This window comes from Actinosynnema sp. NPDC091369, assembly GCF_044757065.1.
In the GTDB taxonomy this organism is placed as follows: domain Bacteria; phylum Actinomycetota; class Actinomycetes; order Mycobacteriales; family Pseudonocardiaceae; genus Actinosynnema.
In genome coordinates this window covers 207,148-231,238 of the sequence record NZ_JBIVUG010000009.1, presented here as the reverse complement: position 1 = coordinate 231,238, position 24,091 = coordinate 207,148, and the positions used below count along the sequence as shown (strand labels likewise).

Here is a 24,091-nt window from a genome sequence, read left to right as displayed (position 1 = left end):
CCCCCTGAGTCAGATCGCGCCGAGCGCGTTGCGGTTGCCCTCTTCGACCTCGCCGTACGTGCGTGCCGTCTCGGCGAAGCGCTCCCCGACGCCGCCGAACCCGGCGCTCAACCCGCTCAACCCGCTCAACGCCGCACCGGACGGCTGCACGTGGCTCGCGGCGAAGCTCTGCCCGATCGCGTCGGCGCCCCAGCACTCGCCGATCGAGTCCAGCACGCCGCCCAGCTCGCCCGCGATCTTCCCGGCCCGCTCGGCGAACGCGGTGAAGTCGGCGGCCCCCTCGGCGAGGCGGGCGAGGTCGGTCCGGAAGCCGGTCATCTCGTTCTCCTCGCGGTCGGGCCCGGGCTCGGGATGCCGGCGGCATCGGCGTCGAGCCAGTCGCGCTGTTCGAAGTCCTCGTCGTCGTCCACGGCCGCACGGCGTCGAGCCGGTCGCGCCGGCCCGGCCTCCTCGGCGCGCAGCTCCTCCGGCCGCAGCTCCTCCGGCCGCAGGTCGGCCGTGCCGCGCAACAACGCCTCGGGGTCCGTGCCGGCGGGCAGCACCGGGCTCAACGCCCGGTAGGCGTCCTCGGCGGCCCTGGCCACCGCTTCCCGCGCGGTGCGCACGATCAGCTCGGCGAGCTGCGCCGGCCGCAACCGGTACGCGCCGTCTGCCAGCTCCAGGTCGGTCAGCGCACCCCGGGCGTCGACCACCGCCGTCACCGCGCCGTCGGGGCTGGTCGCCGACCCGGAGACGCGGGCCAGGTCGCGCTGCACGGACGCCAGCTGGTCGCGGCTGCGCCGGTAGTCGGCGAGCAGCTCGTCCACCTGGGCGCGGTGATCGGTCGTCACGGCCACCTCCGGTCTTCGCCGTCGCCGGGCATGGTCGTCGGTCGCGCGTTGGACGTTACGACCCCGGTGCCGGTTCCCGACCGTTCGAGGGAAATCCCGGTGTGCACGGCGCGGTGCACCGTTCGGGCCAACGCCGACCCGATCACCGACCGCGGCCCGCCGTAGGGCTCCACCGGACCGTTCACGGGGCACAGCAGCACGACCGCGTCGGTGACCGTCCCGGTGCCCGGCACGCCCGCCTCTCCCAACGCCTGCGCCTTCGCCTCCGCGACCGTCGCCACCGCGTTCACCAAGGCCGCGTCCGCCAACCGCACCGGCAGCACGCACACCGCGTTGATCGTGCCGACGCTCGGCAGCCGTTCGACGGGCGGCCCGGCGGCCCACGTCGGGTGCGCGCCGATCCCGGTCGTCACCCACGACCGCACGCCGCCGTCGACTTCCACCACCACGTCCCGCACGTCCACGGCGGTGAGCAGCCCGGTGCCGGGACCGCGCAACCCGAGGTCGGCCGCGATCTCGGCGACGTGCGCGTCCGGGTCGTGGCGCGCGTAGTCCTTGGGCACGGTCGCGTTCAGCGCCCAGTGCCGGACGCCGAGGCCGCCGCCGTGCGGGCCGGACGAGATCGCCAGCAGGGGTTCCGGCAACCGCCACACCAGGACGCCGGGGTGCCGCTCGATCACGGCGCGAGCCGCACGAGCGCCCGGTTCGCGCCTCGGCGCTCCACCAGCTCGAACCCCGCGTCGGTGAACATGCCCAGCGTGCCGTGGTACAGGTCGCCGGACCCCTTCTTCGCGCCGGCGGTGTCCACCGGGTAGCCCTCGACGGACCGCGCGCCGTGCTCCCGCGCGTACCGGACGGCGTGCTCCGGCAACACCGCGCCCACACCGCGGCGGCGGGCCGTGCGGTGGATGACGAAGCACGTCACCGACCACACGTCGGTCAGGCCGTCGTCCACCGGGGCGGCCACCTTGGTGCGCGCCAACCGGACGTAGCCGAACCGCGGCGCGACCGCGACCCACCCCACCGGCCGGTCGTCGTCCCCGAACGCCGGCAGCCCGACCGGGACGCCGGACCGGACGCGGGCGCGCGGCAGCTCCTTGTTCCCCGCCGAGCCGTTGGCCCGCATCTCGGCGCTGGTCTGGAAGAACCACGTGGACCAGCAGCCGGACCGCGCGCCGTTGGGCCCGAACAGCTCCTCCAGCGACGGCCAGGTCCCCGGGGTCAGCTCGACCACCCGCACCGCGCTACCCCCGCAGCGCCCGGACCACCCGCGACGGGCTCGGCCGGCCCAGCCGCTGCGCCATCCACGCGCTGGTGTCGGCGAGCTTGTCCAGGTCGACGCCGTGCTCGACGCCGAGCCCGTCCAGCATCCACACCAGGTCCTCGGTGGCCAGGTTGCCGGTCGCGGACTCCGCGTACGGGCAGCCGCCCAGCCCGCCCGCCGACGAGTCGATCGTGCGCACGCCCGACTGCATCGCGGCCAGCGTGTTCGCCAACGCCTGCCCGTACGTGTCGTGGAAGTGCACGGCGAGCCGGTCCACGCCGTCGAACCCGGCCAGCAGCGCGGTCACCTGCCCCGGCGTGGCCACGCCGATCGTGTCGCCCAGCGACAACTGGTCGCAGCCCATGTCCAGCAGCCGCTTGCCGACGCCGACGACCTGCTCGCGCGGCACGGCGCCCTCCCACGGGTCGCCGAAGCACATCGACACGTACCCGCGCACCGCCAGCCCCTCGGCCTTGGCCTTGGACACGACCGGGTCGAACATGGCGAACTGCTCGTCCAGCGACCGGTTCAGGTTGCGCCGCGCGAAGGTCTCGGTGGCGCTGGCGAAGATGGCGACGTGCTCGACGCCCGCCCGCAGCGCCCGCTCCAGCCCGCGCTCGTTGGGCACCAGCACCGGGTAGCTCACGCCGGGCCGCCGCACCAGGCCGGCCAGCAGCTCCTCGGCGTCGGCCAGCTGCGGCACCCACTTGGGGTGCACGAAGCTCGTGGCCTCCAGCACCGTGCCGCCCGCGTCGGCCAGCCGGTCCAGGAACTCGAGCTTCGTGCCGACCGGCACGACCTCCGACTCGTTCTGCAGCCCGTCCCGCGGTCCGACCTCCCAGATCGTCACGCGGTCCGGCAGACCGCCCGCGCCCACCGTGTCCGGCAGGCCGACTTCACGCGCGCCCATCTGCGACCCTGTCCTCCGGCCGGTGGTCGTCGGCCGGGTTGTCGTTGATCTCCCGGTACAGCATCGAGTGCACCTTCTCCACCCGCCCGATGTCGTCGAACTCCAACGGCTCGTCCGACGCCGACTCGACGATCAGCGTGCCGCAGCCGAGCACCCGGTCCAGCAGGGAGTGCTCGAAGCGGACGCTGTTGATGCGACCGAGCGGGATGTCCAGGCCGGTCCGCTTGACCACGCCGATCCGGTACATCACCCGCTCGCTGGTGACGATGAAGTGCGTGGTGCGCCAGCGGATCACCGGCGCCAACGTCAGCCACGCCACCAGGACCAGCACGACCGCGGCCGGCACCGCCCACGCGACCGGCGCCCAGCCGAGGTCCGCCACCTGCACCGCGAGGTAACCGCCACCGCCGACCGCGACGACGAGCACGAGCACCGGGACGACCAGCGTCTTCCAGTGCGGGTGCTGGTGGATCACGACGTGCTCGCCGGTGCTGAGCAGGTCGTCCGGGTAGGCCACGACGGTCCCCTTCGGTGGCTCGGCTCGCCTCCACGTGCGGCTCGAGCCTCACCGTACCCGCAGGTGCACCACGTCCCCGGCGGAAACGGAGTGGTCGGCACCCGCGTCGTCGCGCACCACCAGCGTGCCGTCGGTCTCCACGCGGGTGGCCGTGCCGAGCAGCGCCTCACCCCTGGCCAGCTCGACCCGCACCGGACGGCCGAGGGTCACGCAGTGCGCGCGGTACTCCTCGCGCAACGACGGCTCGTCGCCGCCCGCCCGTCGCCACTGCTCCTCCAGCGCGGCCAGCTCGCGCAGCAGCGTGATCGCCACCCCGGTGCGGTCCAGCGGACCGGCGTGGTCCTCCAGGCTGGTCGGCACGAGGCCGCCCGCGCCCGGCTCGACGTCGGCGGGCAGCTTCGCCACGTTGAGCCCGATGCCGAGCACCACCGCGTGCCCCGGGCCCGCGATGATCTCGGCCAGCACGCCCGCCGCCTTGGCATCACCGACGAGCAGGTCGTTCGGCCACTTCAGGGACGCCTCGACGCCGACGCCGCGCGCCGTGCGGACCAGCGCCACCCCGGCCAGCAGCGTCAACCACGGCAACCGCGCGGGCGCCACGCCCGTCGGGCGGAACAGCACGCTCAGGTAGACGCCGCCGGAGGGCGACGTCCAGCCCCGGCCGCGCCGCCCCTGGCCCGCGGTCTGCCGCTCGGCGACGAGCACGGTCCGGTCGTGCGCGCCCCGGGCCGCCGCGGCGCGCAGGTCGGCGTTCGTGGAACCGGTCTCGGCGACCACGTCGACGGTGGCGTAGCGGCCGGAGAGGGCGGAGCGGAGGGCGGCGGCATCCAGGGTCACGGCTCGAAGGGTAGAAGCGACCCGCCCCACCCGCTGTGTCGGAGCGGTGTGGATGGCGGGGCGGATCGCCGTGATCAAGCCTGCAACCTCCACCGCGCTGGAGGTCAACTCCTCGTCCAGTGACCTGGGCTACTACCCCCGGCCGGGTCGTGGCGGTCTGGTTAAGCTGCCGCGCTATGAGCAGTGCGACCGCCCCCATCGGCGAGGAGCCGGACGTCCACACCACGGCCGGGAAGCTGGCCGACCTGTACCGGCGCAACGAGGAGGCCGTGCACGCCGGCTCGGCGCGCATGGTGGAGAAGCAGCACGCCAAGGGCAAGAAGACCGCCCGCGAGCGCATCGAGATGCTGCTCGACCCCGGCTCGTTCGTCGAGCTGGACGAGCTCGCGCGGCACCGCTCGACCAACTTCGGGCAGGAGCGCAACCGGCCCTACGGCGACGGCGTGGTGACCGGCTACGGCACCGTCGACGGCCGCCCGGTGTGCGTGTTCAGCCAGGACGTCACCGTCTTCGGCGGCTCGCTCGGCGAGGTCTACGGCGAGAAGATCGTCAAGGTCATGGACCTGGCGATCAAGACCGGCCGGCCGATCGTCGGCATCAACGAGGGCGGCGGCGCGCGCATCCAGGAGGGCGTCGTCTCGCTCGGCCTCTACGGCGAGATCTTCCGCCGCAACGTGGCCGCGTCCGGCGTCGTCCCGCAGATCTCGCTGATCATGGGCGCGAACGCGGGCGGCCACGTGTACTCGCCCGCGCTGACCGACTTCGTCGTCATGGTCGACCAGACCTCGCACATGTTCATCACCGGCCCGGACGTGATCAAGACCGTCACCGGCGAGGACGTGGGCTTCGAGGAGCTGGGCGGCGGGCGCACGCACAACACGAAGTCGGGCAACGCGCACTACCTCGGCGACAACGAGGAGGACGCCATCTCCTACGTCAAGGAGCTGCTGTCCTACCTGCCCGCCAACAACATGTCCGAGCCGCCGGTCTTCGACGCGCCCGACGACGTGGTGCACGGCTCGGTCGAGGACTCGGTCACCGACTCCGACCGCGAGCTCGACACCCTCATCCCGGACTCCGCGAACCAGCCCTACGACATGCACGAGGTCATCACCCGCGTGCTGGACGAGGGCGAGTTCCTGGAGGTCCAGCCGCTGTTCGCGCCGAACATCCTGGTCGGCTTCGGCCGGGTGGACGGCCACTCGGTCGGCGTGGTGGCCAACCAGCCCACCCAGTTCGCGGGCTGCCTGGACATCGACGCCTCGGAGAAGGCCGCGCGGTTCGTGCGCACCTGCGACGCGTTCAACATCCCGGTGCTGACGTTCGTGGACGTGCCCGGCTTCCTGCCCGGCACCGACCAGGAGTGGAACGGCATCATCCGGCGCGGCGCGAAGCTGATCTACGCCTACGCCGAGGCGACCGTGCCGCTGGTCACCGTGATCACCCGCAAGGCTTACGGCGGCGCGTACGACGTGATGGGGTCCAAGCACCTGGGCGCGGACATCAACCTGGCGTGGCCGACGGCGCAGATCGCGGTCATGGGCGCGCAGGGCGCGGCGAACATCGTGCACCGCAAGACGTTGGCCAACGCCGCGGCTTCGGGGGAGGACGTCGACGCGCTTCGGGCCCGTTTGCAGCAAGAGTACGAAGACACCCTCTGCAACCCTTACGTGGCGGCCGAACGCGGTTATGTTGACAGTGTGATCCCTCCCTCTTTCACGCGTTCGTACGTCGCCAGGGCACTGGCGATGCTGCGCGACAAGCGCGAGGTGCTGCCGCCCAAGAAGCACGGGAACATCCCGCTGTGAGCGCGGCGCCGCACCTCCGGGTGGTGCGCGGCAACCCGGACGACGTCGAGTTGGCCGCCGTGACGGCGGTCGTGGTCGGCCTCGCCTCGGCCGGCGGTCCCACCGCGGACGAACCGCGCCGGTCGGCGTGGTCGGACAAGTCCAGGCAGGTCCGGCGCCCACTGCCGCACGGCCCTGGCGCCTGGCGGTCCTCCGCCCTGCCGTACTGACCAGGTTCTTCGTCGACCGCCGCCGGCTGGACCGGCGGCGGTCGTCGGCCTGATCTCAGCAGTCGACGCGGCGCGAGTTGACGCGCACGCCGTCGCCGAGCACGGAGACCACGCGGCACCGCGTGCCGTCCGGCACGTGCACCCGGACCCGCAGCCAGACGGCCTCGACGTCGACCCGCGCCTCCAGCACCTCGACGCCCTCCGCCGCCAGCGCCGCCGGCACCGCGTCCAGCCGCGGCAGCGTCCGCGCCATCGACGTCACCTCGCCCATCACCCGGTACTCGACCCGGTCGCTGCCGTCGGCGAACGGCCAGAACGGCACGCCGTACCCGACCGGGTCCGTCGACACGACCCGAGCCGTCAGGACCAGGACCAGGACGGCCGGCACCACCAAGAGCCACCGGTACCGGCCTCGACCCCGGTCGATCCGGCGGACCACCAGAGCCAGACGCTGCACCACTCCGAGGGTGCCGAACGCCGTCACAGCGCGCATCGGTAGTTCTACGCACCGGCGGCACGACGGTGTCCCGAAGTGCCGTGATCAGGCGTTCCCGGTTCGGGACCGCGCACCGGGCCCGAAGCGCGGACGCCCGGCCGCCGCCCGTTCGGGCGCGCCCTAGGCTGCACGCCGTGCGCTTCGTCCTCGCTTCCCAGTCCCCCGCCCGCCTGGCCGTGCTGCGCGCCGCCGGGGTCGAGCCCGTCGTCCGCGTGTCCGGCGTCGACGAGGACGCGCTGGCCGCCTCCCTCGCCGACCCGACGCCCGAAGGGCTGGTCACCGCCCTGGCGACGGCGAAGGCCGAGGCGATCGCCCGCGACGAGGACGACGACGCGGTGGTCGTCGGCTGCGACTCGATGCTGCGCACCGCCGACGGCGAGGTGCACGGCAAGCCCGGCACGGTCGAGGTCGCGCGCGAGCGGTGGAAGAAGATGGCCGGCACCACCGGCGCCCTGCTGACCGGGCACGCCGTGCTGCGGGTGCGCGGCGGCCAGGTCGTGGCGCGGGCCGTCGGGCACGAGTCGACGCTGGTCCGGTTCGGCCGGCCGACCGACGAGGAGCTGGAGGCGTACCTGGCCACCGGCGAGCCGCTGCACGTCGCGGGCGCGTTCACGCTCGACGGCCTGGGCGGCTGGTTCGTGGACGGCATCGACGGCGACCCGTCCAGCGTCATCGGCATCAGCCTGCCGCTGACGCGCGCGCTGCTGCGCCAAGTGGACGTCAGGGTGTCCGACATCTGGTAGCGGTTGTCACATTTCCCCTGATCCGGGAAGCTCGTCGAAGGGCTTTCGCGTTGGGGGGAGCTGTGGGTGAACTGCTGACGCGCCGCCGTCACATCGACTTCGGGCGCAGGACGAGCGCGGGCTGTCGCGGCTGACGCCGCCCCCGTCGCCCACCCCTGCGCACCCAACCGGAGCAGTCGTGTCGTTCGTCCGCAGTTACACGAAGCCGAAGGTGTTCGGCATCACCGTCCTCGCCGCCCTCGTCCTGGGCGCGCTGGCCGGGTACGTCGCCAAGAGCACCGACCAGGCGTGGTTGACCACCACGCTCGGCCACATCGGCGACGTCTTCACCAGCCTGTTGCAGTTCACCGTCATCCCCCTGGTGTTCACCGCGATCGTGGTCGGCATCACGAGCCTGCGCCGCCTCGGCACGAACCGGGCGGCCAGGTTGGGAGGGAAGACGCTGCTGTGGTTCGCCATCACGTCCCTGATCGCCGTGCTCATCGGCCTCGCCATCGCGCTGATCTTCAAGCCGGGCGCGGGCGTGCAGGTCGAGCCGTCGGCGGCGGCGGTGGAGAAGCTCGCCGCCCGCGACCAGGGCTCCTGGAGCACCCTGCTGGAGACCCTGATCCCGTCGAACCTGTTCAGCGCCTTCACCGAGGGTGAGGTGCTCCAGGTCGTGTTCATCTCGGTGCTGGTCGGCTTCGCCGCGTACGCGCTGGGCGAGAAGGCGCAGCCGTTCGTCACGCTGACCCGGTCGGTGTTCGACCTGATCCAGAAGGTCGTCGGCTGGATCGTGCTGCTGGCCCCGATCGGCGTGTTCGGCCTGATCGGCACCGCGTTCGCGACGTACGGCAACTCGTTCGTGCGGCCGCTGTTCTCGCTGATCGCGTCGGTCTACGGCGGGTCGCTGCTGGTGCTGTTCGTGGTGTACCCGCTGCTGCTGCGGTTCGTCGGGCGGGTGTCGCCGGTGACGTTCTTCGCCAAGGCGTGGACCGCGATCCAGTTCGCGTTCGTGTCCCGCTCGTCGGGCGCGACGCTGCCGCTGAGCAGGCAGACCGCCGCCAACCTCGGCGTGGACAACGACTACGCGTCGTTCGCCGTGCCGCTGGGCACGACCACGAAGATGGACGGTTGCGCCGCCGTGTACCCGGCCATCGCCACGGTGTTCATCGCGAACCTGTTCGGCGTGCAGCTGGGCGTGTGGCAGTACGTGGCGATCGTCGCGGTCGCCGTGTTCGGCGCGCTGGCCACCGCCGGCACCACCGGCTGGTTCACCATGCTGACGCTGACCCTGGGCGCGGTGAACATGCCGCCGGAGGTCATCGCCACCGGTGTCGCCGTCGTCTACGCGATCGACCCGATCCTGGACATGGTCCGCACGGCCACCAACGTGACCGGCCAGATCACCGTCCCGGTCCTGGTCGCCCGCGGCGAGGGCCTGCTGGACGACGAGGTCCTGAACTCCCCGAGCGAGCCCCCGCTCCTCACGGGCCCCCGCCCCACCCCCGTCCCCGCCTGACGCGAACGTTCAACTCGGGGGTCCTGAACGCAGGACTCTCGGGACCTGAGCGTTCGACTCTCGCGTGAGTCGAACGCCCAGGTCCCGAGAGTCGAACGCCCAGGACCCCCGAGTTCCACGTTCAGGACGGGGTCGGGCCGCATTGGCGCAGGTCGGACGGGTCCGGGGTGACCGTCGGCCAGCCGGGCAGCGACTCCGCCGCGCCGACCACCGGCGTGCACCCCAGCTCGCCGCCACCGCCCAACGGCGAGAACACCTGCGCGAACCACCGCGAGCAGTCCACCCCCGCCTGGCACACCCGCTGCACGGCCACCACGTCGGCGACCGTGTCCTTGTTCACGTCGTGCAGCGCCAGGTACGCCCCGCTGGCCACGTACGGCACCTGTGCCCGCGACCACGCCCCGGACCTCCGCACGAGCACCTCCCCCAGCACCTCGCCGCGGACCTCGCCCCGCACGAGGCACACCGCCACCTCGGCGTCCACGCACTGCAACGACGAAGCGTCGATGCGCGCACCCGAAGACGCGATGGTCAGCTCGAAGATGTTCGGCCCCGAAGCGCCGCTGGTCCGGATCCGGCCCGCGCCCTCGCCGACGACCAATTCCACTGAATCGACACCGACCTCCTGCTTCACCACCGAACGGCACGCCGTCGTCCCGCACCGCAATTCGTCCTGCGGCGTCACGGCCCCCGCGTCGGACGCCGCGGGAGGGCGCAGTGACCAGGCGATGACCAGGCCCGCGATAGTGATGAGCACAGCTGCGCAAGCTGTCAGAAGCGCGGCGGTGTACGGGCGTGTCACGATTTCCGATTGTTCCACCCAAGCGTGAGCTGTCTCTCGGTCACCGGGTACTGACGGGTCACTAAACTCCCCGACCATTGCCGCTCCAAGTCCCAGCGTTGCCAGGAGGTAGGACGTCGTGTCGCTGCGCAAGGTCCTCGTCGCCAACCGCGGTGAGATCGCCGTCCGGGTCATCCGTGCCTGCCGAGACGCCGGTCTGGCCAGCGTCGCCGTGTACGCCGACCCGGACCGGGACGCCCCGTTCGTCCGGTTGGCGGACGAGGCGTTCGCCCTGGGCGGCAGCACGCCCGGGGACAGCTACCTGTCCATCGACAAGATCCTCGACGTGGCCAAGCGCGCGGGCGCGGACTCGGTGCACCCCGGCTACGGCTTCCTGTCCGAGAACGCCGACTTCGCGCAGGCCGTGCTGGACGCGGGCCTGATCTGGGTCGGGCCCACCCCGCAGGCCATCCGCGACCTCGGCGACAAGGTGACCGCGCGGCACATCGCGATGCGCGCGGGCGCGCCGCTGGTGCCCGGCACCAAGGACCCGGTCTCCGGCCCGGACGAGGTCATCGCGTTCGCGCGGGAGCACGGCCTGCCGGTCGCCATCAAGGCGGCGTTCGGCGGCGGCGGGCGCGGCCTCAAGGTGGCCCGCACGATGGAGGAGATCCCCGAGCTGTTCGACAGCGCGGTGCGCGAGGCCGTCACGGCGTTCGGCCGCGGCGAGTGCTTCGTCGAGCGCTACCTGGACAAGCCGCGGCACGTCGAGGCGCAGGTGCTGGCCGACCAGCACGGCAACGTGATCGTCGTCGGCACGCGCGACTGCTCGTTGCAGCGCCGCCACCAGAAGCTGGTCGAGGAGGCGCCCGCGCCGTTCCTGACCGACGAGCAGCGCGCCGAGATCCACCGCTCCGCGCGCGCCATCTGCAAGGAGGCCGGCTACCACGGCGCGGGCACGGTCGAGTACCTGGTCGCCGTGGACGGCACGATCTCGTTCCTGGAGGTCAACACCCGCCTCCAGGTCGAGCACCCGGTCAGCGAGGAGACCGCGGGCATCGACCTGGTGCGCGAGCAGTTCCGCATCGCCGCCGGCGAGGAGCTGCGGTTCACCGAGGACCCGACCCCGCGCGGCCACTCGATCGAGTTCCGCATCAACGGCGAGGACGCGGGCCGCAACTTCCTGCCCGCGCCCGGCGCCGTCACCACGTTCACCGCGCCGTCGGGCCCCGGTGTCCGGGTCGACGCGGGCGTGGAGAGCGGCACGGTCATCGGCGGCCAGTTCGACTCGCTGCTGGCCAAGCTGATCGTCACCGGCGAGGACCGCACGCAGGCCCTGGAGCGGGCGCGGCGCGCGCTGGACGAGATGGTGGTGGAGGGCATGGCGACCGTGCTGCCGTTCCACCGCGCGATCGTCCGCGACCCGGCGTTCGTGGGCTCCGAGGACGGCTTCACCGTGCACACCCGGTGGATCGAGACCGAGTTCGACAACACCATCGCGCCGTTCACCGACGGCGCGGAGGCCGAGGAGGCCGAGCCGCGCCAGACCCTGGTGGTCGAGGTCGGCGGACGTCGCCTCGAGGTGTCGCTGCCCGGTGACCTGGCGCTCGGCGGAGGTGGCGGCGGCGCGGCCAAGGCGGGCGTGAAGGCCAAGCCCCGCAAGCGCGCCGGCGGCAAGAGCGGCGCGGCGGTGTCCGGCGACGCCGTGGCGGCCCCCATGCAGGGCACGATCGTCAAGGTCGCGGTCGAGGACGGGCAGCAGGTCGAGGCGGGCGAGCTGATCGTCGTGCTGGAGGCCATGAAGATGGAGAACCCGGTCACCGCGCACAAGTCGGGCGTGGTCACCGGCCTCTCCGCCGAGCCCGGCGCCACGGTCACCCAGGGCACGGTGATCTGCGAGATCAAGGAATAGGCTCACCCGTGTGAGCGAGCGGGACATCCGGATCGGCGACGCGGAGCGTGAGCACGCGCTCGAACTGCTCGGCACGCACCTCGGCGAGGGGCGGTTGAGCGTGGACGAGTACGGCGAGCGCTCCGCCCGCGTCGCCACCGCGAAGACCCGCGGCGACCTGTACGGGCTGTTCGCCGACCTGCCCGCGCCCAGGCCGCGGTTCACGCAGGTCGAACCGCCGCCCGTGCCCGCACCGGCCCGGCGCGGGTGGCCGGTGGAGTTCCGGGTCGGCAGCGCGGCCGTCACGGCGGTCGCGATCATCAGCGTGGTGTTGTTCTTCCTGGCCAAGACGCCGTTGGTGTTCCTGCTGATCCCGGCCGCGATGCTGCTCATCGGCCGGATGGGCGGGCGGTGAGCGCGCCGTCGCTGCTGCTGCTCGACCTGGACGGGGTGCTGCGGCGGTTCCCCCCGGACGCGCCGATCGAGGACCGGTTCGGCCTGCCGCGCGGCACGTTGGCGCGGGTGTCGTTCGCCCTGGCCGGTCCCGCGACCGCCGGTCGTGCCACGGACGAGCAGTGGCGCGCGGCCGTGCGGGAGCGGTTGGCCGACGAAGGACTCCTGTCGCCCGAACGCGCGGCGGACGCCGTGGCGGCGTGGACCCGCACCGGCGAGGTGATCGACGAGGCGCTGGACCTGGTGCGCCGCGTGCGCGAGCGGTGCCGGGTGGCGCTGCTGTCCAACGCGACCGACCGGCTGCCGCGCGACCTCGCCGCGCTGGGGCTGGACCGGGAGGTGGACGCGGTCGTGACGTCCGCGCGGCTCGGTGTCGCCAAGCCCGCGCCCGAGGCGTTCCGGCGGGCGTTGCGGGTGCTCCAGCACTCCCCCTCGGGCACGTTGTTCTGCGATGACCACGCGGTGAACGCCGAGGCCGCGCGGGCGGTCGGCATCGACGCCGTGCACACGCCCGACCTCCCGTCGTTGCGCGGGGCGCTGGCGTCCCGGGGTCTGCTGGACGACGGTCCCGGCACCGGCCCGGCCGAACCCCCCGGCCCGTTGTTGCTGGTCCTGCACGACCGCGACGACGCCGCGGAGGCCGCGCGCGAGCTGGCCGACGCCGGGTGGTCGCCCTGCGCCGTGCACAAGGACGTGCTGGCGGGCGAGGACGACCTCGAAGACGCCGACTGGGTCGTGGAGGTGGCGACCGGTCCCGACGACCAGCCCGCCTCCGCCCACCGCGGCCTGCTGGACGAGCTGGCCCGGCGCTACGACGGGTTCGTGACGGACTAGTCTCCCGCGACATGGAGGCCGTCGAGATCAACGCGGGTGAGTTCTACCTGCGCCAACTCCGCGCCGACGACCGGATCGACGACCGGGTGGCGCTGGTGGCGGGCGGCCTGTTCCCCGACCTCGACGCGGCCGGCGCGCACATCGCCGAACGCGCCGACCGGTGGCACACCGAAGAGTCCTGCTCGTGGGCCGTGTGCGACCAGCTCACCGGGACGGCCGTCGGCGAGGTCTCGCTGACCCGCACCGGCGAGCTCGACTGCTGGATCACGCCCGACCTGCGCGGCCGGGGCATCGCGACGCACGCGACCGCCGCCGTGCTGCGGTTCGGCTTCGGGTTCCTCGACCTGCCGCTGATCACCGCCAGACCCCCGGACGACGCGGCGCGCCGCGTCGCGGCGAAGTGCGGCTTCACCGCCGAGGGTCCACTTGGCGTGTGGATCCGGCTACGGTAGGTCGCCATGAGGGGTGCTCGGGTGTTCACCGCCACGCTCTGCGCGTTGGCGATGGCCTCCTGCACGCCCGTACCGCAGAAGAAGGCCGACGGCCGGGTCGACGAACCGCTGCCGGCCACCACGACCACCGTGCCGTCGTTGCCGCCGAGGCCCCGTGAGCTGCGGTTGGACGACCTCGACCCGTGCGCGGTGCTCTCGCCCGAACAGCGCCTCGCGCTGAGCCTGGACAACCCGCCCAGCGCCTATGTGGAAACGGGCTTCGGCAACGCGAAGGCGTGCACCATGCGCAGCAACATCAGCGGGAACGTCGTGCGGCTCGCGCTCGTCACAGTGGAGGGCGTCAGCGTGTGGCTCAGCGAGAACGCCCAGGTCCACGCCGAGCAGACCACGGTGGCCGGCTTCCCGGGGCTGACCGTGCGGACGCCCGGCATGGACCACGTGTGCAACGTCGAAGTGGACGTCGCCGAGGGGCAGTTCCTCGACGTGATGTTCCGCGACGGCGGTAACGAAACAGCGGCGAAGCAGGACACACTGTGCCAAGGGGCGCAACGGGCGGCAGAAGCGGCGGTAGCCGGTTTGCTGCAGCGGCGCTGATCCACGCGGGGGATGTCGGCTCCACCTACTCCCCGCTGTCGGACCGTGTGGCTAGAGTGACCTTGCGCGAGAACGGGACAGCGCGTGACGGGAACGAGGAAGGCGGGAGGGTCCATGGCGTCGGAAGACCACGGCCACGGCGCCGACACGGGCTCACCACCGCCCCTGTCGCACACGTTGAACGTCGAGCGCGAGGCGATCCCGAGCCTGCGCAGCGCGTTCGAGGGCGCGTTGAGCAAGCTGGACAAGCAGATCGAGCTGGCCATCACCGAGGTCAGGGTGCGCCCCTGGGCGGGCGACCCGGTGAGCCAGGACGCCGCGGAGCAGTTCAACGAGCGGTCGCTCGAATCGGGCGACTCGGCGCTGATCGCGTTGGAGAACTACCAGCGGCAGCTCAAGTCGGCCATGGACGCGCTCACCCTGGTCGAGCAGCAGTACCAGTCCATCGAAGAAGACAACACCGGGTTGATGGGACAGCAGGGCGGCCGCTGAGCGCCCGGCGCAGGCGAGGGGAAGTTCATGCCCGATGGACACCGCTGGAGCGGGTACAGCCACGAAGAGCTGTACGAGCAGATCAACGCGGGGCCGGGGCCCAAGGCTTCGCACGCCTCGATGGAGCGGTGGCAGGGCGTCTCCGCCGCGTTGACCGAGATCAACGCGGACCTGCACGTCGGCGTGCTGCGTTCCGGGGCGACCTGGGAGGGCGCGGCCGCGGACAAGGCGCGGAGGGGCATCAACCCGCTGGCCGCGTGGGCGGACGACGCCCGCGCCGGCGCGGAGGTCATGCGCACCTCGGCCGAGCTGCAAGCCGACTACATCGCCAAGGCGCGCTCGGACATGCCGCCGCCGGTGAAGGTGACCGCGGAGGAGCCGAACCTGCTCGTCACCGCGTTGACCAACCTGGTGGGCGGGCAGACCGACTACGAGGCGCAGGAGCAGGCGAAGAACGCGGCGGAGCAGCGCGCGCGTGAGGTCATGACGACCTACGCCTCCAGCACGTTCTCCAACACCAGCACGTTGGCGCAGTTCCACCAGCCGCCGCAGCTGGTGATCAGCGCGCCCGACGCGGTGCGCAACGACGCGCCGGGCGTGTCGGCCCCGGGTTGGGGTTACGGCGGTCCGCGCGGTGGGCGTGGCGGCGGTCGTGGCGGGTGGCGTGGCGGTCGCGGTGGCCGTGGCGGGTACTCGGGTCCGCGCCCGGCCGTGCAGCCTTCGTACGGCGGTGGGTCGACGGGCACGTCGTGGAGCGGGACGTCCGGGACGACCAGGACGTCGACGGCCGCATTACCGGCTTCCGCCCCGGGTTCGGGCTCGGGTCCGGTGCCGTACGGGCCGGGCGGCGTGATCGGCGGTGGCGGTCAGCAGGGCAAGGACCGCAAGAACTCGTCCAGCGACACGACCAACGAGCAGCAGCACGCCGGCGGCCCCGGTTCCGGGTCTGGGTCTGGTTCCGGCGGTGGCGGTGCGGGCTCCGGTTCGGGTGCCGGCGCGAACCAGCTGCTGCCCGGCGCGAACGGAGCGCTGCCGCTGCCCACCGGCACGACGACGGCGAGCTCGGCGGAGTTCGGGGCGTTCGCGACGGCCAACGCGCAGCACGCGGCGACGACGGCGCCCGGGTCACCGGGGTCGATGCTCGGCGCCGGCGGCCAGGTGGGCGGCAACGACACCGTGCACAAGCGCAGCACGCCCGCGCCCGCGCAGCCCGTGTTCGACCCGTTCGGCGGTCTGGGTGGCCCGCGTGGCGCGGAAGAGGAAGAAGATGCCACGCACGACGCCGCCGACTACCTTCGGCAAACGGACGACATCTACGGCCTCGGCGGGACCATCTCGCCTCCGGTGATCGGGGAGAGCACCACCCACTGATGACGACGTTCGGCTTGGACTTGGGCAGCAACGACCTGCGCGAACCCGTGACGATCTCGGCCCTGGAGTTCGACGTGCTCTGGGAGCACCTGCGGCTGGAGACCATGCCGCTGGTGCTCAAGGTGCCGTCGCCGGGCAAGACGCACTCCGAGCGCGCCGAGCTGGAGCAGCGGGCGTGGGCGGAGCTGGACCGGCGCGGCCTGGGCCGCCCGGTGTCGCTGGACCCCGTGCTGGAAGACCTGCTGCACCTGCTGAACCGCCCGGAGCACGAGGTGGACGGCCGCCTGTGGCTGGGGCACAGCGTCCGCGTCCTGGCCGCCGCCAAGGGCCAGTCGGCCGTCCTCGCGGTCCTCGCCCACGACCAGCTGACCCTCCGGCCGGCCTCGGCCGAGGGCCTGCCCCGCGAAGCCCTCTCCGTCCTGCCGCCGCTGCCGGCGGGCCCGGGCCACTCGGTCACCCTCCCCAGCGCCGACCTGGACGCCGCCGCCGCGACCGCCAACACCCCCGACGACCTCCACCAGTCCCTCGTCGCCCGGGGTGTCCGGGCCGAGGACGCCCGCACGTTGGCCGACATGTACCGCGACGCCGGCAATCGCGGCCAGTTCGGCGCCGCGAGCCGCGACAAGTGGGGCAAGCGCGTCCGCCAGGACCGCGTCGTCTCCTTCTTCGACACCCCCCAGGGCCGCTACATCCAACTGCGCCGCGCCACCCCGGGCCAACAACCGTGGAGCACCGTCTCCCCCGTCGACTCCCGCCGCCTGACCCAACACCTGACCGACCTGACCACCACCCCGTGAGTCCTACGTTCACGCCGCGAGAGTCCTACGTTCAGAGCACCTGAATTCAACGCTCACGTATCGCGGCCTCCCACGATCAGGTGAACCGTGTACGGGATCGGGGTCTCGGCACTCGGTTATGCATGATCGAACTTCCTCCGGGCCTTCACGGTGCCTACCCGCGTACGCGTCTGCACGACCACCTCGGGCGGCAAGCGGTGAGCCGCGCCATCCGCGACGGTCACCTGGTCAACTACTGCCGCACGGTCGTCATCCAGCGGGAACGCATGACGAGCCTGCACACCCGTGCCGCCGCCGCGCTGCTCATGGCCGGACCGGACGCCGTGCTGACCGACCACACAGCAGCCTGGTTGCAGGGCTGCACGGCGGCCGAGACCAACCGGGTCCACATCCTCCTGGACTACGACCGCAGGCTCCGCCCACGTCCGGGCCTCGCAGTCCACTACCACCAGTACGATCCGGCGGACGTCGTCCAGGTCGACGGCCTGCGGTGCATGGCACTCGACTACGCCATCGCCGACCTGCTCTGCCGTGGCCGCCACCGTTCCACGGCGCTGGCCTGCGCTGATCAAGCACTCGCCGCTCTCCCACCGCAGCAGCGAGCCGCGTTCAAGGCCGACCTCGCCGTGCGCATCGCAACCCGGCGTGATCATCGCGGCCGACGGCAAGGCGTGTTCCTGCTGGACCTCGCCACGGGCCTGCCCGAGTCACCGGCGGAGAGCGCCGTCCTGCTCACGATCGCCGAAGCGGGCTTCCCGCTGCCCGAGCTCCAGCACCCCGTCCGCGACCTGGACGGGCGTGAGGTCTGGCGGCTCGACTTCGCCTGGCCGGACGCACGCGTGGCGCTGGAGTACGACGGCTACGCGGCGCACGTCGACAAAGCCGAGACCGACCGAGCCCGTGACGAGGACTTGCGGCGGCGCGGCTGGAAGGTGCTCCGGGCCGACGTCTCGGACCTGCGCAACCCCGCACGGTTGTTCCGACAGCTGAGTGTTGAACTCGGGGGTCCTGAACGTAGGACTCACGCGTTCTGGGTGTAGGACTCACGCGCGCCGGACGTAGGACTCACGCGACGTGAACGTTGGACTCTCGGGGGTTAGGGGCCGATGCCCTGGCAGGGGCGGGTGCGGAGGTCGGCGACGTAGTCGTCCGGGGCGCCGGCGGCTTCGGCGGCGTCGGCGACGACGCCGATGTAGCGGGCCGACGGGAGACCGCCCTCGTAGGCGTCCAGGACGTAGAGCCAGGCGGTCACCGAGCCTTCCAGGGTTTGGACGCGGAGGCGGATCTTCTTGTAGAGACCGAGGGCGCCTTCCCAGCGGTCGAGGCGGGACTCGTCACGCGGGCTCACGTCGTAGAGCACGCAGAACACCTGCGAGTCGGGGTCCTCGACGATGGTGGCGAGCGCGCCCTCCCAGCCCAGGTCCTCGCCACCGAACGTCAGACGCCATCCGGCGAGCCACCCGGTCCCCGCCATGGGGGAGTAGGGGGCTCGCTCCATCATCTGGTTCGGGTCCATGTTGGACCCGTACGCGGCATAGAGCGGCACGACGACAGCCTAGCGACCTCGCGATCACCGCGAGGGACCAGAAGACCGGACGACACACCCCGACACCCGACCGCGTACGGTTACCAACGGCTGCAACCGGCGCAAACAGCGCCGAAGACCACGAGGAGGACGTGTCGTGACCCGCATCGTCATCATGGGCGGTGGCCCCGCAGGTTACGAGGCGGCACTGGTCGCGGCCCAGCACGGGGCCGACGTGACCATCGTGGAACGCGAGGGCCTCGGCGGCGCCTGCGTGCTCTACGACTGCGTGCCGTCCAAGACGTTCATCGCCTCCGCCGGGGGCCGCAGCGCCTTCCGCAACGCCGGTGAGCTGGGCATTCGCACGAACAACGCGGAAGCCGCGGTCGAGCTGCCGGTCGTGCACGGACGGGTGAAGGGCCTGGCGCTCGCCCAGTCCGCCGACGTCCGCGCCCGCCTCCAGCGCGAGGGCGTGCGGATCATCAACGGCATCGGCAAGTTCTGCGACAACGCCAAGGGCCTCGCCCAGCACGAGGTCGTGGCCCTCACCGAGGACGGCGGCAAGGAAGTCCTGCCCGCCGACGTGGTGCTGATCGCGACGGGTGCGACCCCGCGCGTGTTGCCCGGCGCCGAGCCCGACGGCAAGCGCATCCTCACCTGGCGGCAGATCTACGACCTGCCCGAGCTGCCCGAGCACCTGGCCGTCATCGGATCGGGCGTCACCGGTGTGGAGTTCGCCTCCGCGTACACCGAGCTCGGCGTGAAGGTGACCATGGTCTCCAGCCGCGACCGGGTGCTCCCCCACGAGGACGCCGACGCGGCCGTGGTGCTGGAGGACGTGTTCGCCGAACGCGGCACCGCCGTGGTCAAGCACGCCCGCGCGGACCGGGTCGAGAACGTCGGCGACGGCGTCCTGATTCACCTGGAAGACGGTCGCACGATCGAGGCCAGCCACGCCCTGATGACGGTCGGCTCGGTCCCGAACACCGCCGACATCGGCCTGGACAAGATCGGCATCGAGCTGGGCCGCGGCGGCTACATCCCGGTCGACCGGGTGTCGCGCACCAACGTCGCCGGCGTCTACGCGGCGGGCGACTGCACGGGCCTGCTGCTGCTGGCCAGCGTCGCCGCCATGCAGGGCCGCATCGCCATGTGGCACGCGCTGGGCCAGGGCGTGAGCCCGATCCGGCTCAAGACGGTCGCCGCGAACGTGTTCACCAACCCGGAGATCGCCTCCGTCGGCATCAGCCAGCAGGCGATCGACTCCGGCGAGGTGCCCGCCCGCACGATCATGCTGCCGCTGGCCACCAACCCGCGGGCCAAGATGGAGGGCCTGCGGCGCGGCTTCGTCAAGCTCTTCTGCCGCCCCGCCACCGGCGTGGTGATCGGCGGCGTGGTCGTCGCCCCGAACGCCAGCGAGCTGATCCTCTCGATCACCCTCGCCGTGCAGAACCAGCTCACGGTCGACGACCTGGCGACGACGTTCTCCGTCTACCCGTCGCTGACCGGCTCGATCACCGAGGCGGGCCGCCAGCTCATGCGCCACGACGACCTCGACTGACGACCGAGGACCTAGGGAAGGGGGCGTCGCCGAGACGAGGCGACGCCCCCGAACCGTCACTCCACCCAGTCGAACGTCCTGGTCACGGCCTTCTTCCACTGCGCGTACGTGCGGTCCCGCGCCTCGTCGTCCATCGCCGGGTCCCACTGCTTGTCCTGCGCCCAGTTCTGCCGGATGTCGTCCTCCGACTCCCAGAACCCGACCGCCAACCCCGCCGCGTACGCCGCGCCCAGCGCCGTCGTCTCGTTGACCACGGGCCGGATCACCGGCACGCCCAGGATGTCGGCCTGGAACTGCATCAGCAGCTCGTTCACGACCATGCCGCCGTCGACCTTCAACGACTTCAGCGGCACGCCCGAGTCGGCGTTCATCGCGTCGATCACCTCGCGGGTCTGGAACGCCGTCGCCTCCAGCACCGCGCGGGCCAGGTGGCCCTTGTTCACGAACCGGGTCAGCCCGACGATCGCGCCGCGCGCGTCCGACCGCCAGTACGGCGCGAACAACCCGGAGAACGCGGGCACGAAGTACGCGCCGCCGTTGTCCTCCACCGTCCGCGCGTGCTGCTCGATCTCCGCGGCGGTGGAGATCATGCCGAGGTTGTCGCGCAGCCACTGCACCAACGACCCCGTCACCGCGATCGAGCCCTCCAGCGCGTACACCGGCGCCTGCGAGCCGATCTTGTAGCACACGGTCGTGAGCAGGCCGTTCTCGCTCATCACCTTGTCCGTGCCGGTGTTGAGCAGCACGAAGTTGCCGGTGCCGTAGGTGTTCTTGGCCTCGCCCGGCGACAGGCACGCCTGCCCGAACGTCGCCGCCTGCTGGTCGCCGAGGATGCCCGCGATCGGCACGCCGGCCAGCGCGCCGCGTTCCCGCACCTTGCCGTACTCCTCCGACGACGACCGGATCTCCGGCAGCATGGACAGCGGCACGCCCATGTCGGCCGCGATGCCCTCGTCCCAGCTCAACGTCTCCAGGTCCATCAGCAACGTGCGGGACGCGTTCGTGGGGTCGGTGACGTGCACGCCGCCGTTCACCCCGCCGGTCATGTTCCACAACACCCAGGTGTCCATGTTGCCGAACAGCAGGTCACCGGCCTCGGCCCGCTCCCGCGCGCCTTCGACGTTGTCCAGGATCCAGCGGATCTTCGGCCCGGAGAAGTACGTCGCCAGCGGCAGCCCGGTCTTGTCGCGGTACCGCTCCTGCCCACCGCCCAGCGCCGCCAGGTCCTGGCAGATGCGGTCGGTCCGGGTGTCCTGCCAGACGATGGCGTTGTAGACCGGCTGCCCGGTCGTCCGGTCCCACACGAGCGCGGTCTCGCGCTGGTTCGTGATGCCGACCGCCGCGATGTCCGCGGTGGTCAGGTCCGCCTTGGCCAACGCCCCCGCCGCGACCTGCCTGGTGTTGGTCCAGATCTCGTTCGCGTCGTGCTCGACCCACCCGGCCTGCGGGAAGATCTGCTCGTGCTCCTTCTGGTCGACGGAGACCACGCGGCCCGAGTGGTCGAAGATCATGCACCGGGTCGACGTCGTGCCCTGGTCGATCGCGGCCACGTACTTCGTCATGCGCTGGAGTCCTTTCAGACCGGGAGAACCAGGTACAGGAGTGCGGCGAGCACGCCACCGACGAGCGGGCCGACGACCGGCACCCAGGCGTAACCCCACTCGGCGCTGCCCTTGTCGCGGATGGGCAGGATCGCGTAGGCGATGCGCGGCCCGAGGTCGCGGGCGGGGTTGATGGCGTAACCGGTGGGCCCACCGAGCGAGGCGCCGATGCCGATGACGACGAACGCGACGCCCGCGTAGCCGAGCGCGGAGTTGCCCAGCTGCGGCACGCCGTCCGCCGTCTCCTTCGCGGCCGGGCTCAGCAGGACCCACGCGACCAGCACGAACGTGCCGATCACCTCGGTGACGACGTTCCAGCCGGCCTTCGGGATGGTCGGGGCGGTGCAGAAGATGCCGCGCGTGCCCGCCGGGTCGTCGTGCGCGTCGAACTGCGCCTTGTAGGTCAGCCACGCGAGCACGGCGCCGAGGAACGCGCCGACCAGCTGACCGGCGAAGTAGACGGGCACCTGGTCCCACGGGGTCTTGTCCGCGACCGCCAGGCCCAGCGTGACCGCGGGGTTGAGGTGAGCACCGCTCGGCGCGGCGATGCTGGCGCCCGCGAAGACCGCGAAACCCCAACCGATGTTGATCAGGAGCCACCCGCCGGTGTTGCCCAGCGTGTCCTTCAGGACGACGTTCGCGACGACGCCCGCGCCCAGCAGGATCAGGATCGCGGTGCCCAGCATTTCCCACACGAAGATCGAGCCACTGCTCACTCGCCGACCTCCTCGCCTTGACAGGAGGGAGCGCGATCCGGGTTCGGCGGCGCTGCCCACCCCACAATGGACGTTGACGCTAGTTCCGAGCTGATCGGTTGTCCACGGGTGGCGTACCAGCGGGTAACGTGGTCGAGTCAGACCTGGTCCGCCAGCATCAGGGAGGCGTCAGTGGTCATGCGCGAGCAGTACCCCGCCACCGCAGGCAGGCTGGGCCCGCAGGAGCGCTCCCGGTCCTGGGAACGGCTCGGCGCCGAGACGTTCGACCTGGTGATCATCGGTGGTGGCGTCGTCGGCGTGGGCGCCGCGCTGGACGCCGCGACCCGGGGGCTGCGGGTGGCGCTGGTCGAGGCGCGCGACCTGGCCTCGGGCACGTCCAGCCGCTCCTCCAAGCTCTTCCACGGCGGCCTGCGCTACCTGGAACAACTGGAGTTCGGCCTCGTCCGCGAGGCACTGCGGGAACGCGAACTGATGCTGACCCGCCTGGCACCCCACCTGGTCAAGCCGGTGCCGTTCCTCTACCCGCTGACCCACCGCGGCTGGGAACGCCCGTACACCGCCGCCGGCCTGCTCATGTACGACACGATGGGCGGCGCGCGCTCGGTGCCGGGCCAGAAGCACCTGACCAAGGCCGGTGCGCTCCGCCTCGTCCCCGCGCTCAAGCCCACCGCCCTCGTCGGCGGCATCCGCTACTACGACGCCCAGGCCGACGACGCCCGGCACACCATGATGGTCGGCCGCACCGCGGCCCACTACGGCGCGGTGGTCCGCACGTCCACCCAGGTCGTCGGCTTCCTCCGGGAAGCGGACCGGGTCTCCGGCGTCCGCGTCCGCGACGTCGAGGACGGCCGCGAGACCTCCGTCCGCGCCCACGCGGTGATCAACGCGACCGGCGTCTGGACCGACGAGCTGCAACGCCTCTCCGGCAGCCGGGGCCGCTTCCGGGTCCGCGCGTCCAAGGGCGTCCACATCGTCGTCCCCCGCGACCGGATCGTCTCCGAGTCGGGCCTGATCCTGCGCACGGAGAAGTCGGTCCTGTTCGTCATCCCCTGGCGGAATCACTGGATCGTGGGAACCACCGACACGGACTGGAACCTCGACCTGGCCCACCCCGCCGCCACCCGGGCGGACATCGACTACATCCTCGACCACGTCAACGAAGTGCTCGCCACCCCGTTGACCCACGACGACATCGAAGGCGTCTACGCCGGTCTGCGCCCGCTGCTGGCGGGCGAGAGCGAGTCGACCTCGAAGCTCTCCCGCGAGCACGCCGTCGCCCGCGTCGCGCCGGGCCTCGTCGCCATCGCGGGCGGCAAGTACACCACCTACCGGGTCATGGGCGCCGACGCCGTGGACGCCGCCTCCGTCGACCTGCCGGGCCGGATCCAGCCCTCCATCACCGACAAGGTCCCCCTGATCGGCGCGGACGGCTACCACGCCCTGGTCAACCAGGCCGACCAGCTGGCCACCCGCTACGGCCTGCACCCCTACCGCGTCCGCCACCTGCTGGACCGCTACGGCTCACTGGTCCACGAAGTCCTCGGATCCGCCGACCCCGACCTGCTCAAGCCCGTCCCGGGCGCACCGGACTACCTCCAGGTCGAAGTGGTCTACGCCGCCTCCCACGAGGGCGCGCTCCACCTGGAGGACGTCCTGACCCGCCGCACCAGGATCTCCATCGAGTACCCCCACCGCGGCGTGGAGTGCGCCCTGCCCGTCGCCCGCCTGATGGCCGGGGTGCACGGCTGGGACGAGGCCATGATCGCCCACGAGGTCGAGGTCTACACGGCCCGCGTCGACGCCGAACGGGCCTCGCAGGCCGAACCGGACGACCAGGCCGCCGACGCCGTCCGCTCCTCGGCGCCGGAGGCCCGCCCGGAGATCGTCGAACCCGTCAGCTGACCCGGG

At 72.1% G+C, this 24,091-nt stretch carries 27 protein-coding genes; 15 read left to right on the top strand and 12 right to left on the bottom strand.

The genetic code is table 11. From position 1 onward, the window contains the following. Window positions 1-9 precede the first annotated feature (9 nt). The 7 genes from ACIQMJ_RS29875 to ACIQMJ_RS29845 are packed head-to-tail and all read right to left on the bottom strand — an operon-like array spanning window position 10 to window position 4,358. Complete coding sequence (locus tag ACIQMJ_RS29875) at window positions 10-318, bottom strand: WXG100 family type VII secretion target (RefSeq protein ID WP_499764318.1); 309 nt, start codon at window positions 316-318, stop codon at window positions 10-12. Next, on the bottom strand, window positions 315-830 hold the full coding sequence (locus ACIQMJ_RS29870) for a YbaB/EbfC family nucleoid-associated protein (protein WP_499764317.1): 516 nt from the start codon (window positions 828-830) through the stop codon (window positions 315-317). Before ACIQMJ_RS29870 ends, ACIQMJ_RS29875 begins: the two co-directional genes overlap by 4 nt. Continuing rightward, a complete protein-coding gene (locus ACIQMJ_RS29865) occupies window positions 827-1,510 on the bottom strand; it encodes an adenosylcobinamide amidohydrolase (protein WP_499764316.1) in 684 nt (227 codons plus the stop codon). The genes ACIQMJ_RS29870 and ACIQMJ_RS29865 overlap by 4 nt, the downstream gene beginning before the upstream one ends. Then, entirely contained in the window at window positions 1,507-2,064 is a 558-nt protein-coding gene (locus ACIQMJ_RS29860; protein ID WP_499764315.1) for a GNAT family N-acetyltransferase, read from the bottom strand. Before ACIQMJ_RS29860 ends, ACIQMJ_RS29865 begins: the two co-directional genes overlap by 4 nt. Window positions 2,065-2,074: 10 nt before the next feature. Further along, window positions 2,075-3,004, bottom strand: a complete 930-nt coding sequence (locus ACIQMJ_RS29855; protein WP_499764314.1) for a hydroxymethylglutaryl-CoA lyase — start codon at window positions 3,002-3,004, stop codon at window positions 2,075-2,077. Further along, a complete protein-coding gene (locus tag ACIQMJ_RS29850; protein ID WP_499764313.1) occupies window positions 2,991-3,521 on the bottom strand; it encodes a PH domain-containing protein in 531 nt (176 codons plus the stop codon). Before ACIQMJ_RS29850 ends, ACIQMJ_RS29855 begins: the two co-directional genes overlap by 14 nt. Before the next feature lie 48 nt (window positions 3,522-3,569). Beyond that, window positions 3,570-4,358 (bottom strand): biotin--[acetyl-CoA-carboxylase] ligase, encoded by a 789-nt coding sequence (locus ACIQMJ_RS29845; RefSeq protein ID WP_499764312.1) that lies wholly within the window; start codon window positions 4,356-4,358, stop codon window positions 3,570-3,572. A 176-nt stretch (window positions 4,359-4,534) separates the two neighbouring features. Here ACIQMJ_RS29845 and ACIQMJ_RS29840 point away from each other — a divergent pair, with 176 nt between their 5' ends. Then, entirely contained in the window at window positions 4,535-6,166 is a 1,632-nt protein-coding gene (locus ACIQMJ_RS29840; protein WP_499764311.1) for an acyl-CoA carboxylase subunit beta, read from the top strand. Continuing rightward, a complete protein-coding gene (locus ACIQMJ_RS29835; protein WP_499764310.1) occupies window positions 6,163-6,375 on the top strand; it encodes an acyl-CoA carboxylase subunit epsilon in 213 nt (70 codons plus the stop codon). The genes ACIQMJ_RS29840 and ACIQMJ_RS29835 overlap by 4 nt, the downstream gene beginning before the upstream one ends. A 55-nt stretch (window positions 6,376-6,430) precedes the next feature. Here the strand turns inward: ACIQMJ_RS29835 and ACIQMJ_RS29830 are convergent, their stop codons facing one another. Beyond that, on the bottom strand, window positions 6,431-6,832 hold the full coding sequence (locus ACIQMJ_RS29830; RefSeq protein ID WP_499764309.1) for a hypothetical protein: 402 nt from the start codon (window positions 6,830-6,832) through the stop codon (window positions 6,431-6,433). A gap of 173 nt (window positions 6,833-7,005) precedes the next feature. Here ACIQMJ_RS29830 and ACIQMJ_RS29825 point away from each other — a divergent pair, with 173 nt between their 5' ends. After that, on the top strand, window positions 7,006-7,614 hold the full coding sequence (locus ACIQMJ_RS29825) for a Maf family protein (protein ID WP_499764308.1): 609 nt from the start codon (window positions 7,006-7,008) through the stop codon (window positions 7,612-7,614). A 178-nt stretch (window positions 7,615-7,792) separates the two neighbouring features. Continuing rightward, entirely contained in the window at window positions 7,793-9,115 is a 1,323-nt protein-coding gene (locus ACIQMJ_RS29820) for a dicarboxylate/amino acid:cation symporter (protein ID WP_499764307.1), read from the top strand. A gap of 121 nt (window positions 9,116-9,236) precedes the next feature. Here the strand turns inward: ACIQMJ_RS29820 and ACIQMJ_RS29815 are convergent, their stop codons facing one another. After that, entirely contained in the window at window positions 9,237-9,872 is a 636-nt protein-coding gene (locus ACIQMJ_RS29815; protein WP_499764306.1) for a hypothetical protein, read from the bottom strand. Between the two features lie 163 nt (window positions 9,873-10,035). Between ACIQMJ_RS29815 and ACIQMJ_RS29810 the strand changes: the two genes are divergently transcribed. The 9 genes from ACIQMJ_RS29810 (at window position 10,036) to ACIQMJ_RS29770 (ending at window position 17,820) form a co-directional block, all read left to right on the top strand. After that, window positions 10,036-11,808 (top strand): acetyl/propionyl/methylcrotonyl-CoA carboxylase subunit alpha, encoded by a 1,773-nt coding sequence (locus ACIQMJ_RS29810; RefSeq protein ID WP_499764305.1) that lies wholly within the window; start codon window positions 10,036-10,038, stop codon window positions 11,806-11,808. Between the two features lie 10 nt (window positions 11,809-11,818). Next, window positions 11,819-12,202 (top strand): DUF1707 SHOCT-like domain-containing protein, encoded by a 384-nt coding sequence (locus tag ACIQMJ_RS29805; RefSeq protein ID WP_499764304.1) that lies wholly within the window; start codon window positions 11,819-11,821, stop codon window positions 12,200-12,202. Next, the gene (locus tag ACIQMJ_RS29800; RefSeq protein ID WP_499764303.1) at window positions 12,199-13,074 is read left to right on the top strand and encodes an HAD family hydrolase; all 876 of its coding nucleotides are present in this window, start codon (window positions 12,199-12,201) and stop codon (window positions 13,072-13,074) included. The genes ACIQMJ_RS29805 and ACIQMJ_RS29800 overlap by 4 nt, the downstream gene beginning before the upstream one ends. A gap of 11 nt (window positions 13,075-13,085) precedes the next feature. Next, window positions 13,086-13,526, top strand: a complete 441-nt coding sequence (locus tag ACIQMJ_RS29795) for a GNAT family N-acetyltransferase (protein WP_499764302.1) — start codon at window positions 13,086-13,088, stop codon at window positions 13,524-13,526. Window positions 13,527-13,532: 6 nt separating this feature from the next. Continuing rightward, window positions 13,533-14,120 carry a DUF3558 domain-containing protein gene (locus tag ACIQMJ_RS29790; protein WP_499764301.1) on the top strand — a complete coding sequence of 196 codons (588 nt, stop codon included), beginning with the start codon at window positions 13,533-13,535 and terminating at the stop codon, window positions 14,118-14,120. 114 nt (window positions 14,121-14,234) lie between these two features. Then, window positions 14,235-14,612, top strand: a complete 378-nt coding sequence (locus ACIQMJ_RS29785) for a transcriptional regulator (protein WP_499764300.1) — start codon at window positions 14,235-14,237, stop codon at window positions 14,610-14,612. A 27-nt stretch (window positions 14,613-14,639) separates the two neighbouring features. After that, window positions 14,640-15,983 carry a PPE domain-containing protein gene (locus ACIQMJ_RS29780; RefSeq protein WP_499764299.1) on the top strand — a complete coding sequence of 448 codons (1,344 nt, stop codon included), beginning with the start codon at window positions 14,640-14,642 and terminating at the stop codon, window positions 15,981-15,983. Next, the gene (locus tag ACIQMJ_RS29775; RefSeq protein WP_499764298.1) at window positions 15,983-16,780 is read left to right on the top strand and encodes an ESX secretion-associated protein EspG; all 798 of its coding nucleotides are present in this window, start codon (window positions 15,983-15,985) and stop codon (window positions 16,778-16,780) included. The genes ACIQMJ_RS29780 and ACIQMJ_RS29775 overlap by 1 nt, the downstream gene beginning before the upstream one ends. Window positions 16,781-16,977: 197 nt before the next feature. Then, a complete protein-coding gene (locus ACIQMJ_RS29770; RefSeq protein ID WP_499764297.1) occupies window positions 16,978-17,820 on the top strand; it encodes a DUF559 domain-containing protein in 843 nt (280 codons plus the stop codon). 56 nt (window positions 17,821-17,876) lie between these two features. Here the strand turns inward: ACIQMJ_RS29770 and ACIQMJ_RS29765 are convergent, their stop codons facing one another. Beyond that, window positions 17,877-18,326, bottom strand: a complete 450-nt coding sequence (locus ACIQMJ_RS29765; RefSeq protein WP_033429064.1) for a gamma-glutamylcyclotransferase family protein — start codon at window positions 18,324-18,326, stop codon at window positions 17,877-17,879. Window positions 18,327-18,462: 136 nt separating this feature from the next. Between ACIQMJ_RS29765 and ACIQMJ_RS29760 the strand changes: the two genes are divergently transcribed. Next, entirely contained in the window at window positions 18,463-19,866 is a 1,404-nt protein-coding gene (locus ACIQMJ_RS29760; RefSeq protein ID WP_141980507.1) for an NAD(P)H-quinone dehydrogenase, read from the top strand. A 56-nt stretch (window positions 19,867-19,922) separates the two neighbouring features. Here ACIQMJ_RS29760 and glpK read toward each other — a convergent pair whose 3' ends face one another. Together glpK and ACIQMJ_RS29750 are read right to left on the bottom strand one after the other, a co-directional pair. Further along, on the bottom strand, window positions 19,923-21,428 hold the full coding sequence (gene glpK / locus ACIQMJ_RS29755) for a glycerol kinase GlpK (protein WP_499764296.1): 1,506 nt from the start codon (window positions 21,426-21,428) through the stop codon (window positions 19,923-19,925). 14 nt (window positions 21,429-21,442) lie between these two features. After that, complete coding sequence (locus ACIQMJ_RS29750; RefSeq protein ID WP_499764295.1) at window positions 21,443-22,183, bottom strand: MIP/aquaporin family protein; 741 nt, start codon at window positions 22,181-22,183, stop codon at window positions 21,443-21,445. 177 nt (window positions 22,184-22,360) lie between these two features. On the opposite strand from ACIQMJ_RS29750, the gene ACIQMJ_RS29745 reads away from it, so the two are divergent. Next, window positions 22,361-24,085, top strand: a complete 1,725-nt coding sequence (locus ACIQMJ_RS29745; RefSeq protein ID WP_499764294.1) for a glycerol-3-phosphate dehydrogenase/oxidase — start codon at window positions 22,361-22,363, stop codon at window positions 24,083-24,085. Window positions 24,086-24,091: the final 6 nt, after the last annotated feature.

Excerpts from the sequence above, each read along its gene's own strand:
- ACIQMJ_RS29855 (WP_499764314.1), bottom strand. The coding sequence starts at position 3,004 with ATGGGCGCGCGTGAAGTCGGCCTGCCGGACACGGTGGGCGCGGGCGGT.
- ACIQMJ_RS29875 (WP_499764318.1), bottom strand. The coding sequence starts at position 318 with ATGACCGGCTTCCGGACCGACCTCGCCCGCCTCGCCGAGGGGGCCGCC.
- ACIQMJ_RS29795 (WP_499764302.1), top strand. The coding sequence starts at position 13,086 with ATGGAGGCCGTCGAGATCAACGCGGGTGAGTTCTACCTGCGCCAACTC.
- ACIQMJ_RS29775 (WP_499764298.1), top strand. The coding sequence starts at position 15,983 with ATGACGACGTTCGGCTTGGACTTGGGCAGCAACGACCTGCGCGAACCC.
- ACIQMJ_RS29745 (WP_499764294.1), top strand. The coding sequence starts at position 22,361 with ATGCGCGAGCAGTACCCCGCCACCGCAGGCAGGCTGGGCCCGCAGGAG.
- ACIQMJ_RS29785 (WP_499764300.1), top strand. The coding sequence starts at position 14,235 with ATGGCGTCGGAAGACCACGGCCACGGCGCCGACACGGGCTCACCACCG.
- ACIQMJ_RS29840 (WP_499764311.1), top strand. The coding sequence starts at position 4,535 with ATGAGCAGTGCGACCGCCCCCATCGGCGAGGAGCCGGACGTCCACACC.
- glpK (WP_499764296.1), bottom strand. The coding sequence starts at position 21,428 with ATGACGAAGTACGTGGCCGCGATCGACCAGGGCACGACGTCGACCCGG.
- ACIQMJ_RS29780 (WP_499764299.1), top strand. The coding sequence starts at position 14,640 with ATGCCCGATGGACACCGCTGGAGCGGGTACAGCCACGAAGAGCTGTAC.
- ACIQMJ_RS29790 (WP_499764301.1), top strand. The coding sequence starts at position 13,533 with ATGAGGGGTGCTCGGGTGTTCACCGCCACGCTCTGCGCGTTGGCGATG.